The 14555-nt window shown below is 54.0% G+C and carries 14 protein-coding genes; 7 read left to right on the top strand and 7 right to left on the bottom strand.

Translation table 11 applies throughout. The annotated features are described in order from the left end of the window. Positions 1–172 precede the first annotated feature (172 nt). The 3 genes from AB1F12_RS07285 to AB1F12_RS07275 form a co-directional block, all read right to left on the bottom strand. A complete protein-coding gene (locus AB1F12_RS07285) occupies positions 173–628 on the bottom strand; it encodes a hypothetical protein (RefSeq protein ID WP_368187748.1) in 456 nt (151 codons plus the stop codon). Between the two features lie 112 nt (positions 629–740). Further along, positions 741–1019 (bottom strand): hypothetical protein, encoded by a 279-nt coding sequence (locus AB1F12_RS07280; RefSeq protein ID WP_368187746.1) that lies wholly within the window; start codon positions 1017–1019, stop codon positions 741–743. 45 nt (positions 1020–1064) lie between these two features. Continuing rightward, positions 1065–3842, bottom strand: coding sequence for a glutamine-synthetase adenylyltransferase (locus tag AB1F12_RS07275; protein ID WP_368187744.1), 2778 nt, complete (start codon positions 3840–3842; stop codon positions 1065–1067). A gap of 130 nt (positions 3843–3972) precedes the next feature. Here AB1F12_RS07275 and AB1F12_RS07270 point away from each other — a divergent pair, with 130 nt between their 5' ends. The 4 genes from AB1F12_RS07270 (at position 3973) to AB1F12_RS07255 (ending at position 6991) form a co-directional block, all read left to right on the top strand. Next, positions 3973–4443: a YbaK/EbsC family protein gene (locus tag AB1F12_RS07270; protein ID WP_368187742.1), complete on the top strand. Its 471-nt coding sequence runs from the start codon at positions 3973–3975 to the stop codon at positions 4441–4443. Between the two features lie 990 nt (positions 4444–5433). Further along, a complete protein-coding gene (locus AB1F12_RS07265; RefSeq protein ID WP_368187740.1) occupies positions 5434–5718 on the top strand; it encodes a hypothetical protein in 285 nt (94 codons plus the stop codon). A 234-nt stretch (positions 5719–5952) separates the two neighbouring features. Next, positions 5953–6417, top strand: a complete 465-nt coding sequence (locus AB1F12_RS07260) for a DUF2852 domain-containing protein (protein WP_368187739.1) — start codon at positions 5953–5955, stop codon at positions 6415–6417. A gap of 112 nt (positions 6418–6529) precedes the next feature. Continuing rightward, entirely contained in the window at positions 6530–6991 is a 462-nt protein-coding gene (locus AB1F12_RS07255; RefSeq protein WP_368187737.1) for an RDD family protein, read from the top strand. A gap of 59 nt (positions 6992–7050) precedes the next feature. Here AB1F12_RS07255 and AB1F12_RS07250 read toward each other — a convergent pair whose 3' ends face one another. Continuing rightward, the gene (locus tag AB1F12_RS07250; protein ID WP_368187735.1) at positions 7051–7635 is read right to left on the bottom strand and encodes an NAD(P)H-dependent oxidoreductase; all 585 of its coding nucleotides are present in this window, start codon (positions 7633–7635) and stop codon (positions 7051–7053) included. A gap of 107 nt (positions 7636–7742) precedes the next feature. Here AB1F12_RS07250 and AB1F12_RS07245 point away from each other — a divergent pair, with 107 nt between their 5' ends. The 3 genes from AB1F12_RS07245 to AB1F12_RS07235 all read left to right on the top strand — a co-directional run bounded on the left by AB1F12_RS07245 (position 7743) and on the right by AB1F12_RS07235 (position 9699). Beyond that, complete coding sequence (locus AB1F12_RS07245) at positions 7743–8339, top strand: TetR/AcrR family transcriptional regulator (protein ID WP_368187732.1); 597 nt, start codon at positions 7743–7745, stop codon at positions 8337–8339. Between the two features lie 110 nt (positions 8340–8449). Continuing rightward, positions 8450–9301, top strand: coding sequence for an arginyltransferase (locus AB1F12_RS07240; protein WP_368187729.1), 852 nt, complete (start codon positions 8450–8452; stop codon positions 9299–9301). Continuing rightward, positions 9301–9699 (top strand): VOC family protein, encoded by a 399-nt coding sequence (locus AB1F12_RS07235; protein WP_368187727.1) that lies wholly within the window; start codon positions 9301–9303, stop codon positions 9697–9699. Before AB1F12_RS07240 ends, AB1F12_RS07235 begins: the two co-directional genes overlap by 1 nt. Before the next feature lie 77 nt (positions 9700–9776). Here the strand turns inward: AB1F12_RS07235 and AB1F12_RS07230 are convergent, their stop codons facing one another. The 3 genes from AB1F12_RS07230 to AB1F12_RS07220 all read right to left on the bottom strand — a co-directional run bounded on the left by AB1F12_RS07230 (position 9777) and on the right by AB1F12_RS07220 (position 14326). After that, positions 9777–12131 carry a TRAP transporter large permease subunit gene (locus AB1F12_RS07230; protein ID WP_368187726.1) on the bottom strand — a complete coding sequence of 785 codons (2355 nt, stop codon included), beginning with the start codon at positions 12129–12131 and terminating at the stop codon, positions 9777–9779. 17 nt (positions 12132–12148) lie between these two features. Continuing rightward, on the bottom strand, positions 12149–13096 hold the full coding sequence (locus AB1F12_RS07225) for a TRAP transporter small permease subunit (protein ID WP_368187724.1): 948 nt from the start codon (positions 13094–13096) through the stop codon (positions 12149–12151). Positions 13097–13243: 147 nt separating this feature from the next. Beyond that, positions 13244–14326, bottom strand: a complete 1083-nt coding sequence (locus tag AB1F12_RS07220) for a TRAP transporter substrate-binding protein (protein WP_368187722.1) — start codon at positions 14324–14326, stop codon at positions 13244–13246. Positions 14327–14555: the final 229 nt, after the last annotated feature.

Below are 14555 nucleotides of genomic sequence, written 5' to 3'. Positions count from 1 at the left end.
CCCCCTCAAGGTTACGTTAACTATTCTTAATTTTATGAGGCAGAATTGTGCCGGGATTGGTTCCATTTTGGGAAAAACCGGTGATTACCGCATGAATTCACCGCTATTAGGTCGGAATGGGCAACAATACTTTAGTGTTTCAACGACAAGCAAACACCCTTGATGTTCAAAATTAGAAAATGTCCCAGACTTTGGCGACAGCAATAATTGTCATCTGGTTGAGGCAACTTTCATTTTCCAGACTTAGCCCAGATCGACCTAACCCAACCCCAAGCTGATCCAAACCCCGGCAAAAACCATACCCAGCCTCCAGCGTTTCCTGAAACATCTCAAAGGATAGATTATCGGGAAAAGAGGCTTCGATCCTGTCTGCCACAAGTTTGCGAAATGCAAAGCGCGTATTCGTTGAACAAGGGTATGCATTATGCGCAAAGCCAGCGACATGTGCATTGCATTCAGACATAACGGTTTCGAAACACAAATATACATTGTCTTCAGAATCCATGCATTTGTGTAATGAGAGTCCGACAAACTTGCTAATGTTTTCAAGCGGATTGTCTTGGTCAGCAGATACCGAACTCACATTCAGCGCCAGAACGATCGTGTTAAGAAAAGCAATCGCTTTCATGAGAAAGTCACCTACCGTGAATGGCCTTGATCGCCTTGCCAAGATTGAAGGACCGCGACACCCGTTTCGTTTGGAAAACGCGGTTCCTAGACCTTCAAGATGCGATCTTTATCTAGTTCTTAAACTTGGCGGCCCGACCGCCGCGCCGTTTGGCCGGACCGCTGGTTTGCAATCCTTCGCGCAATGTTTGGGTCATTGGATGATCCGGATGTGCATCGCCATATTGCGCAATCAATTGCGTCAAAAACGCCTGAACATCTGCGCCCTCAGGAACGCTTAGCGCCCAATCCAAAAAGATCGAGCGACATTCCCCAGCTGTAATCCCATCCATCCGATAGGATTCCCGGATCAGGCCTTTGCGGTCCAAAATTGCTGGATCGAACTTTTCCATGTTGTCTCTCTTCCCCTGTTTTTGGACCGTTTTTTTTGGCTGGTGTTAGGTTGGATTCGCCGCGCCCCCAAGCAACCGCGAAATCACCTGATCCGCCTGTTGATAGGTGTTTTCGATCACAGCCCGCAGGTCGTTTGGCGTTTCTACGCCGGTTTCACGCAAAATCAACCGCAACCCACCTTCGCCAATCCGATCCAAATCCAACGCTTCGCCGGTTAACAGACGTGCGGCGGCCTGCAAGGACCAGAAAAGCCCGATCGCATCCTGCAAAACTGCCCCATCCGCGGCATTTAACCAACCGCTCGCGACGCCTGCGGCCAATTGCGCCTCGGTTTCGCGGACATTTGACCCGGTGCGCAAACATGCGGTCTGTGCCAGCAATTCGATATCCTGCATCCGTCCGCGCCCGATTTTGGCGTCAAAATCCCCATTCGGAGCTTTGGCGGCGGCGATTTTTTCGCGCATATCCGCCACGTCTTGTAGGATCGTGTCCCCGCCAGATTTTTCAGCCAGAACCGATTGCCGGATGGTTTCGACCTGATCGCCCAGCATTTGTGACCCCGCAACGGCGCGCGCGCGGGTCAATGCCAGATGTTCCCAGGTCCAGGCCTCGTGGCGTTGATAGTCCTCAAACGCCTTGAGCGATGTCGCCACTGGCCCCTGCCGACCAGACGGGCGCAGCCGCATATCCACTTCGTATAATTTGCCTTCGGCCATGGGGGCCTGCAATGCGGTGACCATGGCTTGGGTCAGGCGCGCATAATAGGCCCGTGTCGCCAATGGGCGGCGCCCCTCAGAGGCATCCACCCCATCCGCGTCATAAATCACGATCAAATCCAGATCGGAACTGGCATTCAGACGCGCCGATCCCATCGATCCCATGCCCAACACCACCGCGCCATTGCCCGGCATTGCCCCATGTTTTGCTTCAAAATGGGTCACAACAATGGGCCAAAGCCCGGCCACAACCGCTTGGGCCAAATCCGCATATTGCGCACCGGCCTGTTCTGGCGTGATCAGCCCCCGCAGATGATGCACCCCAATGCGGAAATGCCATTCCTTGGCCCAGCGTCGGGTGCCGTCCAGACAACTTTCGTAATCATCCAGATGGTCCAACGTGTCGGTCAGGCTGGATTTTAGCCCATCAATACCCGGCCATTGCGCAAAAAACGCCCCGCCAATCACAGCATCAAACACCCCGGAATTGCGCGACAAATATTGCGCCAAAGCGGGCGCAGTGGCGGCAATATCGACGATCAATTGGGTCAGTTGCGGGTTGGCTTCAAACAGGGAAAACAGTTGAACTCCGGCAGGTAAGCCTTTGAGAAAGCCATCAAATTGCAGCAAGGCTTCTTCTGGTTTTGCGGCGTCTTTCAGGCGGGTCAACAATTCTGGTTTCAACCGGTTGAAAATTTCAACCGCCCTGTCAGAGCGCAAAGCCGGATAGGTCAGCCAACGCGCTGTGACCTCTTGGCCGAAATCATCGTCGCTTGGCGCCACATGGCCGGGGGCAAAGAAATCTTCGGTCAGGGCATGGACCTGTTCCAACCGATCCGTCAGATCGGCGCGCATATCGGCCACGGATTGCCCCATAAAGGCGGCCAAACGGTCAAAACCTTCTGCGGAATTGGGCATCGTGTGGGTCTGGGCATCGCGCAGCATTTGCAATCGATGTTCGACCTCGCGGTGGGCCCGATAATGATCGGTCAGCGTGTCGGCCACCTCTGGTTCAACCCACCCGGCCTGTGACAGGGCGGCCAAACCATCCACCGTGCCCCGCACCCGTAATGTTTTATCGCGCCCACCTGCGATCAATTGCCGGGTTTGGGTGAAAAATTCGATTTCTCGGATGCCACCGCGCCCCAGTTTCATGTTGTGACCTTCGAGGATCAACCGACCCCCCAGTTTTTTATGGTCGCGAATGCGCAGGCGCATGTCATGGGCGTCTTGGATCGCGGCGAAATCCAGATGGCGACGCCAGACAAACGGCGTCAGCGTATCAAGAAACCGATTGCCGGCCGCGATGTCCCCGGCCGCTGCGCGCGCCTTTATATAAGCGGCCCGTTCCCATGTGCGTCCAACGCTTTCGTAATAGCGCTCTGCGGTTTCCATCGACAGGCAAACGGGCGTGACATTGGCATCCGGGCGCAGCCGTAGATCGGTGCGAAACACATATCCATCCCCGGTCAGGTCGGTCATCAATCCGGTCATTTTACGGGTCGCGCGAATGAACCCGGCGCGCGCATCATGATAATCATCCGGGTCAAACCGGGTTTCATCAAACAGCACAATCAGATCGATATCAGAGCTGTAATTCAGCTCAAATGCGCCGCCTTTGCCCATGGAAAGGGCAAACAATCCCCCGGCATTTTCGGCGTCCTCTGCCCCAAGACCCGGAATTTTGCCACGCTCGATTTCAGCCCCGACCAACCGTTTTAGCGACACATCCACCGCCGCATCCGCCAATCGTGACAACCAGCCAGTCACCTGTTCCAATGACCAGACCCCCGCCAGATCCGCCAGCCCGGTCAACAATGCAATCCGCCGTTTGGCCACACGCAATTGCGGTTTTAGCTGATCCAGCGCCAATTCTGGCAAACGTGCCAATTCGTCCGTGGCCGCCTGTTCGGGATCATCCAAGGCAGCGCGCAGCCATGCGCCTTCTTTGGCGATCAGCCCCGATAGATAGGGGCTGCATCCGGCCGCGCCGGTGATCAGGCCCGTCAATTCCGGGGGCAAATCAGGCACATGCGCAATCGCATCCGCCCCCATATCAGGATCAAATGCGTGTGGGCTGCGGGATATACGGGATGTAAACGACATAAGGCGACATTGCCTTTGTCCCCCGGCAGCGTCAATCGCCCAAGGCCGGGATCATCCCAATGTCGGCGTGCAATTTGTCGCGTCCCACGATTTAGTACCGTTAAAGACCAGATAGCCAAGAGAGGTTCCAATGAGCAAATCCTTACAACGTGTCACCGATGCATTGACCGCCGCTGGGCTAGGGTCGTTTGTTTTGGAAATGGATTTGGAAACCCGCACCGCCGCCCAAGCAGCAGAAGCCGCGGAATGTGACGTGGACCAAATCGCCAAATCCATCATCTTTGAGGGCACAGAGAGCGGGACCGCGATCCTGTTTCTAACCGCCGGTGGCAATCAGGTTGATATTGAAAAAGCCAGCGCCGTTGTTGGAGAACCTCTTGGACGTGCGCATCCCAAATTGGTGCGCGATCAGACCGGATTTGCCATTGGCGGTGTCGCGCCTGTGGGCCATTTGAACCCAATTCGCTGCTTTATGGACCCAAAATTGGCCGATTATAGCGTGATCTACGCCGCCGCAGGCACGCCCAAACATATCTTCCCAATCACCCCGGATGATCTGGTAGGTGTGACAGGTGCAAAAACCGTCGCATTCACCACCTAATGGCCAACGTAAAATGACACCGAAAACTGGGGTTGATCAGATGCAGACTAAGGCGTTCCTGATTACTCTTGGCGTCATCATTTTGATAATATTGACAATTATAGCCGCCTTGGGTGGAATAGCACTCGCCTCAGCTCTCATCCCCGGTGATGGTACTAAAGAAGGAAAAGTGGGGCTCATTCTTCTCTTCCCTCTGCTTTGGGTCTGGAAGAGGTTTTTCATTTGGTGTGGGGTTAAGTTCGAATAACGGTCGCTACACATGTCGCCCAAATCAAACATCACGGCCATCCGGTGCAACAAACGGGTGTCTTAGCCAACCATTGGTGCCGGTTGACCGGTTTGACCCCTTTGAGACGAGAACGACATAGCGACAAAGGCACCGGATGATGATCCATAATTTCTATTTCACAGAGCTTTCGGATAACCCAACTTTCGATTACCGAAGGTACTACGACGTCGCCGCAACCGTTTCGCTGAGTGATAACCTTATTCAGTACATCAGCGATAGTTTGCAGTGGGTACCCAGCTACAATCCAGCACACAATATGGAACCCCAATTGGGACTAAATTTCTACGGTCCAACAGTCATCAAAAATTCTGGAGCGCAAAAACTACATAGGATTTCAATGGCTTGGTTATCCTTGTATGGACAATCCCCGCCTGAGATTAAATTGACCGGAGATTATGGTTGGGCGGATGGACAAGGTTATGAAAGTGGGGCTTACGAAAAGCACAGCATGGTTCGAAGCCAAGTTGTCTCATGCTTTGATCAACTTGCGGATACATGTCTCCAAGTGGTGAACAGAGGTAATACTGCTTTCATCATGCACAATGGGATATGAAATGCTCGGTTGAGTGCTCGATGAGTATCGATGGTAGCTTCGTCCGCGTAACGGCAATCCCGCACGACAAGCACGTGCGCTAACCAACCATAAGGCCTGATGACCAGATTGAGCCCCTTCGCCAGAAGCTTTAAGCATTGGCGGGGTGGTGATCCCGGCTGATGTTACGCAATGGCACACGCTGGCGATCACATATTCTGCGGGCATTTTGACAGGCCGGATCAACGGGGCAGAAGTTGTTTCCGCGCCCACATCTGGACCCACTTGGACCGCTGTCGGAAACAAAGGCTTTGGCTTTCCGGGGCGCTTCCCACGATCCTTGGTCGCAGCCCCGCAACAAACGGTATCCTTTAAACGGGTGATTAACATAGGTCGGGTTTTAACGGTTGAAGAGCTGATCGAAGCCGAAGCGTGGGTTGCAAACTCAGTCTAAAACACGTTTGCTGCAAATATCTCTGACAATCACTGCAGAAATCCCTGTCACGCCACACAGGCGGTTCCGAAAAATATACCATTATTCCGATGAATAACAATAACCTACACGATTTATGTAAATAACATTCACATTAAAGCTTGAACTAGAGGGGGCAAACTCCGATATCGGTAATGTGAAAGCGATAAACATCGCAGCAAACAAACAAAACGTAACCTTACCAAGGAGCCCCAAATGTCTGACGCCACCGTATACCCGACGCATGAGATGCCACGCAGTGCCCGTGCAAAGGGCTGGTTTTCCAAGACCGAGGCCTGGCTTGACGAACGCGGCAAAGGGGCCTGGATCGCTGCCATGGTTCTCGGCTTTATCTTCGTTTGGCCCGTCGGCCTCGCCCTTCTCGCTTATATGATTTGGAGTAAACGCATGTTTTCCCGCAATTGCAGCCACCGTTCCCACGCCCATTCACCGCGCCACGCCTTTAAGGCGGCGATGAAACCTTCGGGCAATTCCGCATTCGACGCCTACAAGGCCGAAACATTGCAACGTCTAGAAGACGAGCAAGACAATTTCGAAGCCTTCCTGGCTCGCCTGCGCGAAGCAAAGGACAAAGCTGAGTTCGACCAATTCATGGATGACCGCGCCAAAAAGGCCAGCGATCCAGAAGACGAAGAAGAAGCGACACGCGAAGACGCCTAATCGTCCACACACACGACACAAATCCCCCCTTGGCGGCCCTCATGTAATGATGGGCCGCCTGCCCCAGTGAAACATCCGGAAAACCGGTGAAACCATAAAACATGAGGGACCCATGTCTGCCTACGCCTATCAAACCCGCACTGAACCACGCCTGCCTGACCCTGCCACGCGGCCTGATTTCTATGCCGGTGTACCGACCAAGCGGTTGATCGCATGGGTGTTTGACGTGGTCCTGATCGCGATCCTGGCCGCCATCGCCGTGCCGTTTACCGCGTTTTTAGGGATCTTCTTTTTCCCGTTTTTGATGCTGGTGCTGGGATTTTTCTATCGCTGGTTCACCCTGTCCAGCGGATCGGCCACTTGGGGCATGCGCCTGATGGGTCTGGAAATGCGCGAAGCAGACGGCCAATTTCTGTCAAACGGCACGGCATTTGCACATACATTGGGATACACAATTTCTGTGTCTTTCCCGCCGTTGCAGCTGATTTCGATCGCGTTGATCCTGTTCAGCCCCCGCAAACAAAGCCTGACTGACCATGTTTTGGGCACTGCTGCGCTGAACCGCGCATTGTAATCCCACCACATGCAGTCAAAGGGACGGTTCCCCAACCGTCCCTTTTTTCGTTGAAGCCATTAGACGCCCTGACGCCCCAATTCACCCACCTTGTTCAGCCACCTTGCGGCCAATTCGGGCTTGGCTTTGCTGGCGGGCGCGAAATGGGTGATTTTGGCAGGTTTCATGCCGATAAAATGCAAAATCTGCCCTTTGATTTGACGCAGCAAGGACCGATGATACATCAGCCCAAACAGGAATGTCGGCGTATCGGACGTCACAATCGCGCGCGCAGTGCGCCCCCCTAACAGCGGCAACGGCATACCCATTTTAGTGGTGCGTGTGTCAAACGCCCATCCCGGCAGCAATGTGCGATCAAACAGGCCCTTTAATTTGGCGGGCATCCCCCCCCACCACATCGGTGTCAGCAAAACCACATGTTGGGCCCAGTCCACATCCGCCTGAAAGGCCAGTAAACAAGGCTCTAGCGGTTTGTGGTTGGAATATCCGCCAAATCCATAATCCAAATCAAAATCACGCAGGTGCAATACCCGCACATCGTGACCGGCCTCTTGGGCGGATTGCGTATATTTTTCGGCCAGAGATTTGGACAAAGACGTTTCAGCGGGGTGGCCGTTTAGAACCAGAATACGTTTGGCAGACATGACGTTTCCTTTGGAGTGTTAAATATTGACCGTGGTCATATTGTCAAAAATGACCACGGTCAATTCATAAATTTGACCACGGTCACAAATCCTGTATGTCTAGGCACATGACCCAACAAACCAAACCCATCCAAAAACGGGCCCACGCCACCCGCGCCAAACTGATCGACACCGCCAAAGCAGTGATCGCTGTTCAGGGCTATGGGGCGATGCGCGTCGAACAAGTGGTACAACAGGCCGGCGTCGCCAAGGGCACATTTTTTGCCCATTTCCCGGACAAGGACGCGTTGCTGGATCTGATCGTTGGGGATGAATTGAACCTCTATCTTTATGATATTGAACAGAAATCCACGCCCGATGATGTTGCGGATTTTGTGGTTCAATTGATGCCAATCCTGAATTTCATGGCCCAAGAACGCTATCTGTTTGATCTGATCATTCGGCATTCCGGCGCCGCCGCCAAAGAGGAACTGGGCCCTATCGCGCGGACCTTTGATCGTCAGATCGCGGTTTTGGCCAAATGGTTAACAATTGGCCCGTTTCGCAAAGATGTGTCCGCCATCCTTTTGGCCGAAGGCGTGCAAGCCTTTGTTATCCAAGCGATTGCGCTGCATTTTTGCGCCGTACACGGGGATGCCAGCATCCAATCGCGGTTAACCATCTACCTTGAAGCGTGGTTGCGCCCACAAGGAGCGCCCCTCTAAAAGAGGCAAAATTGTCCATGAAATATTAATATTTCAATCAACTCCCTGAATATGGGGGGCTTGGACTCGGGGACACGCGTTGTTAACGTCCCCCTTAAGGAGCCAGTTTTATGCGTCATACACTACCCCTTGCGCCGCAATTTTACGTGACCGCGCCCCAGCCCTGCCCCTATCTGGCAGACCGGATGGAGCGCAAATTATTCACGGCTTTACAAGGGGATACAGCCGAACAGCTGAATGACGCATTGTCAAAACAGGGCTTTCGCCGGTCGCAAAATGTCCTTTATCGCCCGTCCTGTGCGGAATGTTCGGCCTGTTTGTCAGCCCGGATCAAGGTGGCGGATTTTGCCCCGACCCGCAGTCAGCGCCGCGTGTTTAAACGCAATGCAGACCTGCACCGACGCGCGCTGTCGCCTTGGGCCACAGAGGAACAATATGCGTTGTTTCGCGATTATCTGGACGGGCGTCATTCTGATGGCGGCATGGCGGATATGGACCTGTTTGAATTCGCCGCCATGGTCGAAGAAACGCCAATCCGGTCCCGTGTGATCGAATATACCCACCCTGACGACGACGCGACGCGCGACACCGATCCACGTGGCGGTCTGCGCGCAGTATGTTTGACCGATATCCTCGATGATGGGCTGTCGATGGTTTATTCGTTTTTCTCGCCCGAACATCACGGGGATTCACTGGGCACTCATGTGATTTTGGATCATATCGAAATCGCGCGTCAGATGGATTTGCCCTATATTTATTTGGGCTATTGGGTGCCCGGATCGCCCAAAATGGACTACAAGGCCAAGTTCAAAGGGTTAGAAATCTATCACCGCGGCGAATGGACACCGCTAACAGACAAAGCCGCCTATGAGGCCGAAACCCATCCCCTATCTGTGCCGCCCATCGCCGAACAAGTGGCCAAGATCAGCCTGCCGGATGCGCGGCCCACAACAAAATTCTAATGCCCCATATCGCTGCTTTTGCGCTGGTTGTACCGGATTACGATCTGGCGCTGGATTTCTATCATGGCGTTTTGGGTTGGGATGTCATCACGGACAAACGGCTTAGCGTGACCAAACGCTGGGTGCTGGTGGCCCCGCCCGGTGGGCAATGTCGCATATTGCTGGCCAAGGCGGATGGTGACCTACAATCCGCAGCCATCGGTCAGCAAACCGGCGGACGTGTCGGTTTTTTCCTATCGACCGATGATTTTGCCCGTGAACATGCCAGAATGATCCAGGCCGGTGTGCATTTCTGCGAAAAGCCACGCCGAGAAATCTATGGCATTGTCGCGGTCTGGCAGGATCCGTTTGGCAACCGCTGGGATCTGCTGCAACCCAGTTCAGATAATCCGATCTAACACCACGCCCGAATTTTGGTGGATCAAAAGAAAAACGGCGCCCAAAGGACGCCGTTTTCAAAGGTATAATGTCTGGGTCAGTTCCCGATGAGATTGGGAATGATTGTGACGACCTGTGGGAACAGTGCCAACATGCCCAACCCAACCACTTGGATCAACACAAACGGGATCACCCCGCGATAGATATGACCGGTCGTGACCTCTTTGGGGGCGACGCCGCGCAAGTAGAACAGCGCAAACCCAAAGGGCGGTGTTAGGAACGATGTTTGCAGGTTCACCGCGATCATGATCGTCACCCATTTCGGATCCAGAACATCCCCATAGATGACCGGGCCGACGATTGGGATCACGATGTAAATGATTTCAAGGAAATCAAGCACAAAGCCCAGCACAAATAGCACCAGCATCACGATCAGGAACACCGTGCGCACATCATCAAAACTCTTGAGGAAGTCCTGAATGTAATGTTCGCCACCAAAGGAAATCACCACCAGATTGAGCAGCTGAGAGCCGATCAGGATGGAGAAAACCATCGATGTTACTTTGGCGGTTTCGCGCATGACGGGGGACAAAACGCCACCGGCAAACAGCACCCAGCATGCATAGAGGATCACCGCAAAGGCAAACAAGAAGCAGGTGAAGGCCGCGATAAAGGCCAGCCAGTTTTCAAACCCGACACTTTCCTGATTGATCCGCATATCAAAGTTGGTGCCCAGCAACAGCATGACCACAACCGCGCCCGTGCCCCATAGGATAGGTGCGCCGGATTTGCCTTGATCCTGTAGCTTGCGATAGGCCGCCAGCAGGATCGCCCCACCTGCGCCCAATGCGGCCGCTGGTGTTGGGTTGGTGATGCCGCCCAAAATGGACCCCAGCACCGCAACGATCAGGACCAGAGGTGGGAACACCACCCGCAGCAGATCATTTTGACCCAACCGGCCTGCGGCGACCTTGCTGGCGCGCATCACAATGATGCCCGGAACCAGCAGGATCAACAATGTGACCCCCGGTGATGTCAGCGGACCAATCGCCACCACATCCAGGAACAACATCGCCAACAGACCCATCGCCCCCAAAATCAGTGGTTTAGGATCGGCGTTGGGCTGAACCCCCCGTGCTATGACCAGAACCAAGCCGAACAACAAAGCAAATACTGCGATGCCTTTGCCGATGGGGGCTGCATTTTCTAGCTTTTCAGCCAGCGCCTGCGCCCGTTCATCGTCGCTCAGTTGATGGGCGGCAACCGCACCACCAGAGGCGTCAATCGCCGCTTGTTCTCCAACAGCTGTGTCCCATGCCTCTTGGCCATGCAGTTCCAACATCGAGGCGGCGCATTGCTCAGAAACATTTGTGCGCAAGCTCGCGGATTGTCCGGCTTCGGAATAGGAATTCACGATGACGGATTGCGACCCAACGATGCCCACCTGGCCCAGCAGGATGGTTCCGACGATTAATGCAACAGGCACGCCCAGGAACCATGTCAGGCCTTCGTTACGGGTGATGGTTTCACCGGTTTTGGCGTCAAATTCCACCGGCGGTGCCTTATGTGGTTTCAACATCGCATAGCCAAACGCATAGGCCCCATAAAGGAAGGCCAGCATGATCCCCGGCAGCAACGCCGCTTGGAACAAGGTGCCAACGGACACAACCGCGGGTTCCCCGAGAAGGGTCAGCGCATCGCTACATCCTGCTTCTTGGGCGCGGGCCTCTTGGGCGGTGGAATAAAGATCCCCAGCCAAGGTGCCCAACAGCACGATCACAATCGAAGGCGGAATGATCTGCCCCAATGTGCCCGACGCCGCAATCACCCCTGTGGCCAATTCCGGCGAATAATTGTTGCGCAACATAGTGGGCAACGACAAAAGCCCCATGGTCACAACAGTTGCGCCCACGATCCCGGTTGAGGCCGCCAAAAACGCCCCCACAACCACAACCGACACGGCCAGACCGCCCGGCAATGGGCCAAAAACGCGGCTCATCGAGGTCAGCAAATCATCCGCGATTTTGGACCGTTCCAGCGTGATCCCCATCATGACGAACATCAGTACCGCCAACAGGGTTTCGATGGATTGCCCCGCCAGAACCCGTTCGTTCATCCGGTTCACAATAAAGGACACGTTGCGGTCCATCGCTGTTTCCCAGCCTTGCGCAAACACAGGTTCCGCAAGTCGTGGCAAATCAGGATACCTAAAGACCGAGATTTTATCCGGATGGATCCCTGATCCGATCAACGCGTTATAGGCGTCTGACCCTTTGTCGATCGCTTGGTGGATCAGGTATCCGCCTGAATCCAGCGCCGCAATCAACGCAAATGAAATAACCCCTGCCCCACCGATGGCAAACGCCACCGGAAAGCCGGAAAGAATACCCCCAAAGAGGCACAGCAAGACGATGATCAGGCCGATCTCGACGCCATCTAATCCCAATAGCATAGCTTTACGCCCCTAATTTAGTGGATGTCTGCAACAAGTTCGGCTTGCTCATCGCCCAGCACGTCCTTGTCGAGATATTTGTTTTCAGAAGAAGGCCCTTCTTTCCACTCTAGGTAAGAGCGATAAAAGAACGCCACGGCCTGCAGCATGATCAACCCGGTGAACGCCACCAGCAGGATCTTGAACAGGAAATAACCGTTAAAGCCGTTGGGCGAAAACCCGATGGTTTCAACATTCCAACGAATGGCGCGGGCTTTGGTGATCAACCGATCCAAACTGTCAGAAGCGGACGGTTTTGGCACCACCAGATGGCGCCACAGGAAATACCAGCCATACATCCATGTCAGCACCGCCGCCGGCACCATAAAGATCAGCGATCCGATCATGTCGATGATGCGTTTGGTGCGAAACGACACGGCAGAATAGACCAGATCAACCCGGACATGCCCGCCCTGAACAAAGGTATAAGACGCACAAAGCGTCACGATCAGCGCGTTTTCGAATTTCAGCATTTCGGCCCACCAGGACACGTCCTTGGTCAGCGCGGATCCAAACCCGATCGAAATCTCGGACACCGCAAAGACGCGCTGCATAAAGATGATCATGATCTGTTGCAGCACCATCAACAAACCGGCCCAAGCAAAAAACCGGCCGATGCCGTTTGCAAACCCTTCCAGGGTCCGAACGCAGCGCCACATAAACCCGTTATTTGCTAGCCCAATTCCGGTAAAAACCAAGAAGATCGCAAAAACCGCGAAAAACAGCTCGGTAGAGCCGCCATAATAGATGAACCGCATCAGCGCTTCTTTGATTTCGGTTTCTGGCATCGATCCGTTGATATACGGCACCCAAGACAGCCATTGCCCCGGATGTAACACCGCATAGCCGATGTTATAAAAAGCTTCGATCAGATGTGCGAAAAACCAACCAAAGGCGTTTCCGCCCCATGATTCGACCAGTCCCATGGTCATCCCCCGTTTTGAATGGGCCCTAATTTATAGGGTAAATTCGCGCGATGTGCAGGCGTTGACCGAAATCCTCAAACCCACGCGATCTGCGCGCACCGACCCCCCGTGCGAAACGGAGGGCCGATAAATTTATACGATCAGGCTTTAGCCCAGAACGCGGTCACGCTGGCTACGGTATGTCCCTTCGGACTTCACCAACCAGTTAGAGCTGGCCGCCATAGAAGAGTTGTAGCTTTCACGGATGCCGGCATACAGATCGTCACCCATGTGCTCGCTCAGAGTTTCCTCTGTCGCAGTCCCCATTGCGTCCCAAACTGAATCTGGGAATTCCAGAACGTTTACGCCGCCAGCCTGCAGACGCTGCAATGCGGCACCGTTGTTGTTCAGGAATTGTGACAGGTTCCACTGGTGGCATTCGCCAGCAGCGATTTCGATCACTTTCTGATGGGCTGGGGACAGTTCGTTGAACACGTCACGGTTTGTCGCCAGCGACAGACCCGCACCCGGCTCGTGGAAGCCAGCTGTGTAGTAGAACTTGGTGATTTCCTGGAAACCAGCTTTTTCATCTGCCCATGGGCCGATCCATTCGGTTCCGTCAATCGCACCAGATGCCAACGCTTGGTACACTTCTGCACCCGGAAGGTTTTGGATGGATGCGCCCAGTTTACCCAGCGCTTGACCGCCCAGACCCGGCATACGGAATTTCAGACCTTGGAAGTCTTCTGGACCGTTGATTTCCTTAGAGAACCAACCACCCGCTTGGGCGCCAGTGTTACCAGCCAAGAACGATTTCAGGCCAAAGATTTCGCCCAGCTCGTCGTGCTTTGCAGCGCCTTCGCCATGGTAGTACCAGTTGGCCAGTTCCTGTGCAGTCATGCCGAAAGGAACAGATGTAAAGAAGGCATAGCCTGGGTGCTGACCGACAAAGTAATAGTCAGCCGCGTGATACATGTCCGCCTGACCAGATGTCACAGCGTCAAACACTTCGAAGCCACCAACCAATTCGCCTGATGCTTTCAGATCGATGGTCAATGAGCCGTCTGTCATGGCGGTGATGTTGTCAGCAACACGTTGCGCTGCATCATGCACACCGGCCAGACCGCGGCCCCAGCTGGTGACCATTGTCAGGGTCCGATTGCCCTGAGCATATGCCGGAGCGGCAAGGCCAGTCGCAGCAGCGGCGGTGCCGCCAATAGCAGAAGTTTTCAAAAAAGAACGACGATCCATGGTTGTCCTCCCAAAGTAGAACCGTCCCCTCCCCGGGGATGGCAGATCGTTGCAGGTTCGATGACCCTAGCGCGGGAAATTGCAGACCAAAATACCCATGACTGCGTAGAGACCCACAAGATCGATCAAAATTGTCATAAAATATGACCGGTTTTCGGGGTTAGAACACCCTAAACCCTTTGCGTTAGCGATAACAGCATTTTTGGTGCCCTTTGATTCGCCACAGATT

Source organism: Aestuariibius sp. HNIBRBA575 (assembly GCF_040932005.1).
Taxonomy (GTDB): domain Bacteria; phylum Pseudomonadota; class Alphaproteobacteria; order Rhodobacterales; family Rhodobacteraceae; genus CANLNM01.
This window is presented reverse-complemented; position numbering and strand designations above follow the sequence as displayed.

What these genes read in the sequence shown, in the direction of transcription:
- AB1F12_RS07225 (WP_368187724.1), bottom strand. Translation starts at nt 13,096, where the DNA reads ATGGGACTGGTCGAATCATGGGGCGGAAACGCCTTTGGTTGGTTTTTC.
- AB1F12_RS07285 (WP_368187748.1), bottom strand. Translation starts at nt 628, where the DNA reads ATGAAAGCGATTGCTTTTCTTAACACGATCGTTCTGGCGCTGAATGTG.
- AB1F12_RS07250 (WP_368187735.1), bottom strand. Translation starts at nt 7,635, where the DNA reads ATGTCTGCCAAACGTATTCTGGTTCTAAACGGCCACCCCGCTGAAACG.
- AB1F12_RS07275 (WP_368187744.1), bottom strand. Translation starts at nt 3,842, where the DNA reads ATGTCGTTTACATCCCGTATATCCCGCAGCCCACACGCATTTGATCCT.
- AB1F12_RS07260 (WP_368187739.1), top strand. Translation starts at nt 5,953, where the DNA reads ATGTCTGACGCCACCGTATACCCGACGCATGAGATGCCACGCAGTGCC.
- AB1F12_RS07235 (WP_368187727.1), top strand. Translation starts at nt 9,301, where the DNA reads ATGCCCCATATCGCTGCTTTTGCGCTGGTTGTACCGGATTACGATCTG.
- AB1F12_RS07245 (WP_368187732.1), top strand. Translation starts at nt 7,743, where the DNA reads ATGACCCAACAAACCAAACCCATCCAAAAACGGGCCCACGCCACCCGC.
- AB1F12_RS07230 (WP_368187726.1), bottom strand. Translation starts at nt 12,131, where the DNA reads ATGCTATTGGGATTAGATGGCGTCGAGATCGGCCTGATCATCGTCTTG.
- AB1F12_RS07270 (WP_368187742.1), top strand. Translation starts at nt 3,973, where the DNA reads ATGAGCAAATCCTTACAACGTGTCACCGATGCATTGACCGCCGCTGGG.
- AB1F12_RS07255 (WP_368187737.1), top strand. Translation starts at nt 6,530, where the DNA reads ATGTCTGCCTACGCCTATCAAACCCGCACTGAACCACGCCTGCCTGAC.
- AB1F12_RS07240 (WP_368187729.1), top strand. Translation starts at nt 8,450, where the DNA reads ATGCGTCATACACTACCCCTTGCGCCGCAATTTTACGTGACCGCGCCC.
- AB1F12_RS07280 (WP_368187746.1), bottom strand. Translation starts at nt 1,019, where the DNA reads ATGGAAAAGTTCGATCCAGCAATTTTGGACCGCAAAGGCCTGATCCGG.
- AB1F12_RS07220 (WP_368187722.1), bottom strand. Translation starts at nt 14,326, where the DNA reads ATGGATCGTCGTTCTTTTTTGAAAACTTCTGCTATTGGCGGCACCGCC.